Source organism: Areca yellow leaf disease phytoplasma (assembly GCF_041920595.1).
Genome location: NZ_CP169277.1, coordinates 74,811 through 84,493, shown reverse-complemented (window position 1 = coordinate 84,493; position 9,683 = coordinate 74,811). Strand labels below are relative to the sequence as shown.

Here is a 9,683-nt window from a genome sequence, read left to right as displayed (position 1 = left end):
TGCATACATTACACTCTCTATTACTGTTTAGGCCGTTGCTTCATAAAATAAGTTAAATTCTCTTAAAAGATATTGAGGTTCCATTTTATATTTTACATTTCATTTAGTTTCATCCTTTAAAGATGACTTAGTCTTTGCAAATGCAAAGTTTGCAGTGAGTTTCATGAAACATTTAACAATAAAAGAAACTCAATATACTTGTGTTATTGGTTTTACTTGCCTCTGCCATTGCGCTCTTTTATGGATAAAGAGGTTTTCTAATTATTCCTTAATACAGTACCTTGCTTACGGGTTTAGTTGTAGAACTTAGGCTTTATTAAATTTATTGAGGTTAGAAAATGCCTCTCTCAAACTTAAAGTTAGGCTTTAGATGCTTTATATTTTGCTCTTTTAAGTGGTGTAGATATCATCTGAAGATTCTTTAAAAATGCTTATGCTGGGCAGAAGACAGGAAGAATCCCATATATGATTCTGCCTATTAGTAGGAGGAATTAGTATTTTTGATTTCTGGCCAAGAAATTTTTGAAAACTACTAGTGGTTATGGTAAATTGAAGCAGTATCCCAAAATCCAGATAAAAATATCACTTGGGAATTCTGAAAAATTCGTTATCTCAACAGTCAGTAGTTTAATTGCTATTTTTACTTTGTTTACATTGAGTGTTTTACAAAAGAATATCCTTAATTTATTATTACAAATATTGTACATTTACCAGAATATATTGTTTTAGTGCTTCAGTTGTTTATTTGTAATGTAGTACTGATTATTATAATAGTTGCATAATCAAGCCAAATTTGTTACTACTACTTGAGATTCATAGTACTTTAGTTCTAGTAGGCTCAATGGAAATATATAAATAAAACATCATGTTGCCTGTTTCCAATGAGTAATGTGCATATCAGTCAGTTTTAGCAGCAGTAGACAGCAAAGCCAGGTTATCCGTACTCACGTTTTGCACAGTATTGATGTTGAGTTTTATCAGCATTTGATACTAAATAGTCACTGATTATGTAGCTTTTAGTATTAGCTAGTATTGTTTATCCTCGAGTATTAATTATATCTATATATATAAATATGAAAAATATTTATCATAAAGTATTTCATGATTATTTAATATTATTTTAGTACATTAGTTGATGATTATTGTAATGTAAAGAAGCTATCATTTATATCAAAATTATAAACACAGTTGCGCCGAGATTTTAAAATATGCGTCCAAAATATTTGCTAATTTATTTTTATTATAAATATTTCAAAATTCAGTTAAATATGTTTTATTTATACAAAATGTTTATTTCGTAGAATAAATTTAATTTGTTTTAAATGATAATAGAGTTTTATAATGTATCTTTAATTGTAATACTACTAAAAATAACAATTATGTTATGCATATAAAAATACTTACTAAAACATTTATCAATAATGTTATACAATAGTATATAAGAGGCCTTTTGAAATCTATTTTTGTCTCAACATTTACTATTTTTTATTTTTTATATTGTTGATTTGTCTTTTTTCAACCATATTTACCAAACAAAATATGAAAGTTTTACAAAATTACTATAGAGTATGTATGTATTGCTGATTGTTTTAGTGTTTGTGCTTTTGCCTTTCGTGTAAGTGAAGTGAGCCTGAATTTGTTAATGTTTGACTTTTCAAATTATGCCTTAGTGGCTGCTATTACTGATTATTTGGATGTAGAAAGAAAATATCAACACAAATTGCGGCAGTTTTTGATCTTGTTGCCGATAAATATTAGTTATTATCACACTTTTACGAAAATACTCGAAATGTTTACACTGTTGAAGGAAAACTTTTAGTTTGCAGATAATAAATGCCTGCCACGCTGTTAATATGACATATGATTGAGAACTTTTAGCGGACAAGATTGGCAGCTCTAATGTTGTTTATTGTTATAGCGCATTTTACAAAGTTAAACTGCCTTACATTCAGCCAGTCATCATAAGCAATTTTCTTCTTACTTCTTGTTTGTGATGCAACCCCAAAAAATTTGCCTAGATATCTGCACATAGGTGATATTTGCCTGTTTATTTTCAGCTGTTTTAACTAGTTGTTTCGGTTTGATTGTGTTTTGTTCTTCATTTTTTTGATTTCACAATTTATTTTTAAATATTTATTGCCTGTTTCTGTCATGAATCTTATTTTGTTACGCTGTTTTTATTAGTATTTTAAAATCTGTCTTTTATATAGTGTTTCTAAATTTACATTTTATCTAATAATTATTTTCATCTTGTTTTGTTTTACTATATTTCATCAAAATTAAAATAAAGAAGGAAAAATTATTTTATGCAAATACACAAAACAAAAACGATTTAGAAGACACATTAAGTATATTGAAAAGTTTGGTAAGTATCAACAAAATCTCATAAAGGAATTGAATCTATTTACTGGTTCTTTGTCTTTGATGTCTTAATTGGTGGTTAAGAATTATTGAAATTTATGGTCCTGAAAGTTCAACTACTTTTAACTTTTTCATTTCAGAGGCTCAAAAGGAGGTAATGTTGCTTTTATTGAGAATATTTTGCATCTTGTATATTGGAGTAGTTCAACTTTTAATTATTGAATTGATTCAGAAAAGCTGATCTGGTAGTTACGGTAGCAGCATTCGCTCCGAGTCAGATATGGGTAATATGCGTTGCGTTTGAATGATACAGTTACGTAAACAGTCAGGGAATCATACGTATTGGATCAACTTATGTCCATCCCTGCTCTTCTGGCTGATTAATATAGATAACAACTGTATCAGTTTTATTAATGATTCCTGACTGTTTACGCATGGCTTGCCCCATCATTCGTGTTTGCAAACGACATATTGCTATTACCCATATCGCCTACTAATTCTTGACTCAGGAACGAATGCTGCTACAGAATCAACTACCACAAAAGACTAATTTTGCCACTTGCAATACACCTGCTACAATATCTAAAGTTTTTTCACCTGAATCCAGGTGTTGTAGATTAAAAGTTTATCAAGATTTACTCCAATAGCCTTTGCATAACCTGGGTCTAAGGCATGTTCTGTATCAATAAAAGCAACATTACCTCCTTTTTTGAGCCTCTGAAATGGCACAAAAAGCGTAAAGTAGTTTTAATTGGAACTTTCAGGACCATAAATTTCAATACCCCTTCCTTAGTATAAACTTCACCAATTTCTAAGGGCGATATCCAAAGACAAAGAACCAGTAGAAATAGATTCAATCTCTTTATGAGTTTTGGAGTTGAATTGTATAATGCTACCTTTACCAAACTTTTTTCAACATGAAATTTATAGTGTCTTCTAAATCGTTTTTGTTTTGTGTATTTTGGTATAAATAATTTTCCCTTTGGTTTTTTATTTTAGCTTGATGAAATATAATTCTTTAAATATTGTAAGTAAAATAATAAAGATAAAAGAGCAAGATGAAAATAATTATTAAAGATAAATGTAAAAATTTAGAAACATATATAAAAGACAGATTTTAAAATATAATAAAAACAGCAGTAATGAAAATAAAGATCTCACCGAACCCCAAAAACTAGGCAATAAATATTTTTAAAAAATGCACAGGTACAGCGAGGATCAAAAAATGAATTACTCCAGGAGCAAAATTTTTACCTGAATAATTTTATAATTTTTAAAAAAAAATAATCCAAACCAGAAACAATAGTTAAAACAACTGAAACAAGCAGGCAAATATCACCTATATTACTTAGATATCTAAACCATTTTTTTTAAATTTGCATCACAACAAAAGTAGAAGAAGTATACAACCCAAAAAAAAAAAGGCAAATGATAGCAACAGATGTAAAAATGGGTTTGGCTTTGCCTCAAAAAGATGCACTAACAACAACTCCTTCTTTGTTAGAAGCTACCAATCTTATTCCTGTTACTAAAAATTCTCTAATCACTATAATCATAATAACAGCAGTAAAAATTTTTAGGCATTTGAGTATCTGCAAATGAAAAGTTCCTTGCGTAGCAGACAAAATCTACATTGACAAATATAAAAAAGTGTGATAATAACTAATAATTTATCGGCAATAGGATCAAAAAACTTACCAAAAACAGTTTGTTGTTGATATTTTTTAGCTATATAACCATCCAAATAATCAGTAATAGCAGCCACTATAAAAAGATAATTTGAAAAAGCTACAAACATTAGCAAATTTGTACTCACTCTCACTTACACATCAAAGGCAAAAGCACAAACACTAAAACAATCCTAAAACAGTAATTAAATTAGCCAACAAAGGAAACATACATTACTCCTATAGTAATTTTGTAAAAAAACTCATATTTTTGTTTAATTAAAATATGGTTGAAAAAGAATAAATCATTTCTTTGAATATCTAAAAAAGAAATAAAAATAGTAAATGTTTAAGGACAAAAATAAGATTTTCAAAACCTCTTTATATACACTATTATTATAACATTATTGATAAATGCTTTTAGTAAGTGTTTTATATATACATAAATATAATTGTTATTATTTTGAAGTAATTATTACATTTAAAAGATACATTATAAAAACTCTACATTTATCTACATTTAAAAAGTAAATTAAATTTGTTCTACATTTATAAATAAATTTTGTATAAATAAAACATATTTAACTTAATTTTTAAATGTTTATAATAAAAATAAATTAGCAAAATGTTTTTATAGTTTTTGTGTTTAAAAATCTCACGGCACCCAACTATTAGCATAAACAAATCGAAGGGCACCGCAATAGTTAAAAATGTTTTATAATTTTGATATAAATATGTTAGCTATTTTTGCATTGCAATAATTTCAATCAAATCAACTAATAATAAAAAATACTAAAATAATATTAAATAATCATAAATATTTATGATAAATATTTTTCATATTTATATATATAAATATAATTAATATAACAAAGGATAAGCAATACTAGCTAATACTAATGTCAAAGCTCCACCAATACGAGTGCTTATTTGAGCAAAAGGCATTAATCCCATCAAATCAGAAGGATAAAATAGCAACATTACTGCAAAGCAGACTCTCCAATACTATTGGTACAAAGCCCTGCAGTAATTTCAGATGATTCTACCGGATAATAACCTAACTTTTTACCTAAATAATTGCTACTAAAGCAACTTGATAATACAACACATTATACATGTAAAGACAAATTTAACATTTATTTGTTTTAACATATCTTCCATTGGAACCAGAACCTAAAATTACTAAAAAGTAAGATGTAAAATTAGTAGCAACAACAATTTAGAAGTTTGATTAATGCAACTATTATAATAATCAGATAATACATTGGGCATCTCCTCTATCAAAATGAACCATACAAACACTAAAACAATATTCTTCTGTAGGTATTTTTTGTATCATTTGCAATAATAAAATTAAGGATTTCGTTGAAAACACTAATAAATATAAAGTAAAAATAGTACTAAAACCTGTATTTATTTGAGGATAACTTATAATTTTTTCAGGAACTGATTTAGAAGTATTTTTATCTGGATTTTTTTGAGCTTTTTAACTTCCACTTACCATAACCACTATATTTAGTAGTTTTCAAAAATTTAATAAGCCCAGAAGCCAAAAATAGATTAAAGATTCCTCCTCCTACTAATAAAGCAGGAGTCATATGAGACATAAAAGGTTCTTGCCAATCTAGATTTGGCTCCAGTTATTAAGGCATTTTCTTAAAGGAGTAACTCCAGATGATATATATACCACTTGCTAAAGGAGCAAAAATATAAAGAAAGTATCTAAAAAGCCCTCTTTAGAAGTTTGAGAGGCATTAAATCTCTCCAATAGGATTTAATAAAGTCCCAAAGTTCCTACAACTAAAGCACCAGTAAGCAAAGATACTAATATTAAGGAATAAATTTTTTAAAAGAACTTTTTAATAACTTTTTATCCATACTTAAAAAAACTACCAATAATTAAAGCAGAAACGAAAAAATTAGCAAAACCAATAGCTTTATAAGTATATTGAGTTTCTTTTATTGTTATAGACTCAGCATTTAAATGTTTCATAATACTTTGCATAAACTTTTGCATTTGCAAAAAGATAGAATCATCTTTAAAAAAAGGATAAGTAAACAAAATAGAAGGTACTAAAATACATAAAATAGAACCACCTCCAATATCTTTTAAGAGGGGGAGTTTTAGCACCTATTTTTTGTAAAACAGCAGCTAAAAGCATAGCTATTAATAAAGGGGTAATTAATGGATGAAATGCAGGATTAAATTTTTAGTAGTTTTGAAACTTACAAATCCCAAAACAAAAACTTGAACAAAAAAACTGCTAAACTCATCAAACGAAAAAGAGGTACACTAAACCCTAAAATAGTTTTTTGAGGAACAAAAATACTATTAACTTTTTTTAGAGTCTTTATTATCTTTATTATCTGGGGAACTTTGTTCCTGTTCTATACTCATTTTCTTACTACTCCAGTTTCTTTAGCTACTTTACAAACTGCCAAAGCAATTTGTTTAACTACTTCTCTTTATTAAAGGCAGTTGGTAAAATATTATTTTCATTTAAATCTTGTTCTTTAATAATGTTTTTTAGAGCATAAATAGCAGCTTTTTTCATCTCTTTCGGTAATTTTAGTTGCTTTAGCATCTAATGCCCCACGGAAAACACCTGAAAAGCAAGACAATTATTTACTTGATTAGGAAAAAATCAGATCTCCCAGTAGCAACAATTCTAGCCCCACCTTTTTTAGCTTCATCTGTTATAATTTCTGGTACTGGATTAGCTAGAGCAAAAACAATTGCATCTTTTGCCATAGTAGATACCATTTCAGCTGTAACAATACCAGGAAGCAGATAGACCAACAAAGCTATCTTTCCTTTAAGTACTTCTTTCAAAGTTTCTTTTTCTTGATATTTATTAGTTACTTCAACTAATTTTTTTGCGGCTCATTAAGATTGGCTATTCCTTTATATAAAGCTCCTGTTTTATCAACTAAAACAATATTGTTAACTTTTAATAACAACAATATTTTAGCAATTGCCATCCCTGCAGACCTGCTCCATTAATAACTACATTTGAACATCTTCAATAGATTTTTTAACTACTTTTTAAAGCATTTAGAATTCCTGCAGCAACTACAATAGCAGTACCATGTTGATCATCATGAAAAACAGGAATATCAAGTTTAGCTTCAAGAGCATCTTCAACTTCAATACATTGAGGCGACTTAATATCTTCTAAATTAATTGCTCCAAAAACAGTTGAAATTTTAGAAACAATATTTACTATTTCTTGAGAATCAGTAGAATCAATACAAATAAGGAAAGAATCAATCCCCTGCTAATTCCTTAAACAAAATAGCTTTCCTTCCATTACTGGCAAAGCTTTCGGACCAATATTACCCAAACCCTAAAACTACGGTCCATTTGTAACAACACCTACCATATTACCTTTCATAGTATAACGATAAACATCACTAGGATTTTCCTTAATTTTAAACAAGGCTCTGCTACTCCTGGAGTATAAGCTAATGCTAAATCATCTAAGTTTTGTACTTTTACTTTACTTACAATACCTACTTTCTTTACCTTTATTTTTTCATGTATTTCTAATGCTTTTTCTTTGATGTTCATTAACTGAAAATCTCCTTTTATATTTCTTTATGTATTTTTATATATATTTGAAGGGTGATTTGATCTTGAAATTATTACCAAAAATAATCATCCGTCTATATTTTATACCTTATTTAATAAAATAATTAATATTTTTTTTTTTACTTTTTTAACATTTATTTAAATATTTAAACTTTCATACATTAAAAAAATAACAAAAAAAATCAATAATTACATTATTTTTAACGTTTTTTACTCAAAAAAAGAGTAAAAAAACAACCTAATTATACTTTATGGACTATTTTATTACTTATTTTTATTTCTACTGGAGTTGTTTGTGTAGTTGTTGCAGTAGCATTTAAAAAACAATAAAGAGCCCCAAGAAGAACAAATACCAACCCCAAACTCTTACAAACCTAACTATACCCCCAATAAAGGGACTTACACAGAAAATAAAGAAGAAGCTACCAACTCCCCCAACAAAGCACCCATCAATACCAAAAATTCTACAACATCATGCAAGAAGCAGCAGATTTTTATTCCCATCAATTAAAACACAACAAACAAGTCCTCAATTATTTAGAACAAAGAGGATTTGACAATGACATAATAAAACATTTTAAATTAGGTTATACTCCCCAAAGCTTCCCATTTATCACTTTATTTAATGGAAGGTACCAAATTTGGACTTGATGACCTCAAAACATTAAGTCTAATAAATCAAGACGAAAAACCGCACTTTTTGTAAAAGATATGAAAGATTTGACCCAATCCACCCTTTCCGACAACAAAGAACTCCTTGCACAAAAAGAACAAGAACTAGCAAAAATACCCCAATCAACCTTAAACAATAAAGACCTCTATAAAATAGAGGTCTTTTCTTATTATATATTAAATTAATATATTATAATTAATTACTAAATATTTTTTTATCATTTTCAACAATAACAAATTTTTTATTCATCAAATCAGCATCTAAAACAGGAACATTATTACCTAATTTATCTTTACAATATTTTAATTTTAGATGCAGAAGCACTACATTCCATAACACCATCTAGATCAAAGGCATTAGATTATTCTCCAAGCAAAAACTTAAATAAATTAGCTACTACAGGACGTTTAACTTCTTTATTTTATCTAGAATAATAATGACGATTAGTATTTTTACTTTCTTTAGAAGATTCTAATAATTTAATATAATTTTCCCAGCAAAAAGACAAACATAATAAACTTGAGGTATCTTGGAACAAAGATTTGAAAAGCTCTAATCAATAAATAAGCATCATCATCATTTCCCTAAAGCAGAATAATAAGTAAAATTAATTTGATAAATATCTAAATTATTATAAAGAGATGAAGAATATACTTTTAACATTAGCACCTTGTTTATATAATTGTTCAGAAGTATACTTAATTTCTTTATCAGTTAAAAATATCATAAGACCAATTACCCAATACCATCATGAGTATCTCAACATAATCTCCCATAATTTTTTATACATTATCGCAATTAATTATTCTTATTATAACATATCACCTAAACCAACAACACCAATAAACAATCTTTAAATAATAAAAATAATAACTTACAATAAGGAAAAGACCAACCATTTTTATAGTTGGTCTTTATATTTAATATTAATATTATATCTTTATTTTTGAAATTGACTTGATATAGTTTATAATAAAATCCTTTATAATTTAATAATTCTTGATGTGTTCCTTGTTCAATAATAGCCCTCTATGAAGCACTAATATCTTATCAGCATTAACAATAGTAGACAATCTTATATAATAAAAGCAGTTTTATTTTTGAATTAACTTTTGAATGGCTTGTTGTAACAAAAATTTCAATTCTAGTATCTACATTAGAAGTAGTCTTCATCCAAAATTAATATTTTAGGATTACTTAAAATAGTCCTTGTAATAAAGTAATTAATTGCTTTTCTCCTTGTGATGTGTTATCTGCTTTCTTCATTAATTTGTATATGATAAATCCATTAGCTTAGTATTAATAAAATAATTAACTTGATTTTTGTTTGGCTGTTTGTATTACTTCTTCATCAGTTGCATCTTTGTTGCAATTATATTTAATATTTTGC

Annotated in this window: 7 protein-coding genes and 3 pseudogenes; 1 reads left to right on the top strand and 9 read right to left on the bottom strand. The window is 27.2% G+C overall.

Features of this window, described 5'->3' with window-relative positions:
• Positions 1-2,713: 2,713 nt before the first annotated feature.
• From ACEW7V_RS00425 to ACEW7V_RS00395, 7 genes and pseudogenes are all read right to left on the bottom strand, one after another.
• Positions 2,714-2,824 carry a hypothetical protein gene (locus ACEW7V_RS00425; protein ID WP_374695528.1) on the bottom strand — a complete coding sequence of 37 codons (111 nt, stop codon included), beginning with the start codon at positions 2,822-2,824 and terminating at the stop codon, positions 2,714-2,716.
• 119 nt (positions 2,825-2,943) lie between these two features.
• Positions 2,944-3,219, bottom strand: a pseudogene (locus tag ACEW7V_RS00420) (hypothetical protein).
• A gap of 718 nt (positions 3,220-3,937) precedes the next feature.
• Complete coding sequence (locus ACEW7V_RS00415) at positions 3,938-4,159, bottom strand: CDP-alcohol phosphatidyltransferase family protein (protein ID WP_374695527.1); 222 nt, start codon at positions 4,157-4,159, stop codon at positions 3,938-3,940.
• A 730-nt stretch (positions 4,160-4,889) separates the two neighbouring features.
• Complete coding sequence (locus tag ACEW7V_RS00410; RefSeq protein WP_374695704.1) at positions 4,890-4,973, bottom strand: 2-hydroxycarboxylate transporter family protein; 84 nt, start codon at positions 4,971-4,973, stop codon at positions 4,890-4,892.
• Positions 4,974-5,491: 518 nt separating this feature from the next.
• Positions 5,492-5,626 (bottom strand): hypothetical protein, encoded by a 135-nt coding sequence (locus ACEW7V_RS00405; protein WP_374695526.1) that lies wholly within the window; start codon positions 5,624-5,626, stop codon positions 5,492-5,494.
• Positions 5,627-5,898: 272 nt separating this feature from the next.
• Entirely contained in the window at positions 5,899-6,159 is a 261-nt protein-coding gene (locus ACEW7V_RS00400; protein WP_374695525.1) for a 2-hydroxycarboxylate transporter family protein, read from the bottom strand.
• 263 nt (positions 6,160-6,422) lie between these two features.
• Positions 6,423-7,599 (bottom strand): annotated as a pseudogene (locus ACEW7V_RS00395) (NADP-dependent malic enzyme).
• Positions 7,600-8,094: 495 nt separating this feature from the next.
• On the opposite strand from ACEW7V_RS00395, the gene ACEW7V_RS00390 reads away from it, so the two are divergent.
• Entirely contained in the window at positions 8,095-8,271 is a 177-nt protein-coding gene (locus ACEW7V_RS00390) for a hypothetical protein (RefSeq protein ID WP_374695524.1), read from the top strand.
• A 217-nt stretch (positions 8,272-8,488) separates the two neighbouring features.
• On the opposite strand, the gene ACEW7V_RS00385 is transcribed toward ACEW7V_RS00390, so the two are convergent.
• Together ACEW7V_RS00385 and ACEW7V_RS00380 are read right to left on the bottom strand one after the other, a co-directional pair.
• Positions 8,489-8,635, bottom strand: coding sequence for a hypothetical protein (locus ACEW7V_RS00385; RefSeq protein ID WP_374695523.1), 147 nt, complete (start codon positions 8,633-8,635; stop codon positions 8,489-8,491).
• An 82-nt stretch (positions 8,636-8,717) separates the two neighbouring features.
• Positions 8,718-9,052: pseudogene (locus ACEW7V_RS00380) on the bottom strand (sucrose phosphorylase); the annotation flags it as partial.
• Between the last annotated feature and the right edge of the window lie 631 nt (positions 9,053-9,683).

Bases quoted from the DNA above. Each gene is read 5' to 3' on its own strand.
- ACEW7V_RS00385 (WP_374695523.1), bottom strand. From the start codon at position 8,635: ATGGTGTTATGGAATGTAGTGCTTCTGCATCTAAAATTAAAATATTGT.
- ACEW7V_RS00405 (WP_374695526.1), bottom strand. From the start codon at position 5,626: ATGACTCCTGCTTTATTAGTAGGAGGAGGAATCTTTAATCTATTTTTG.
- ACEW7V_RS00415 (WP_374695527.1), bottom strand. From the start codon at position 4,159: ATGTTTGTAGCTTTTTCAAATTATCTTTTTATAGTGGCTGCTATTACT.
- ACEW7V_RS00390 (WP_374695524.1), top strand. From the start codon at position 8,095: ATGCAAGAAGCAGCAGATTTTTATTCCCATCAATTAAAACACAACAAA.
- ACEW7V_RS00410 (WP_374695704.1), bottom strand. From the start codon at position 4,973: ATGCCTTTTGCTCAAATAAGCACTCGTATTGGTGGAGCTTTGACATTA.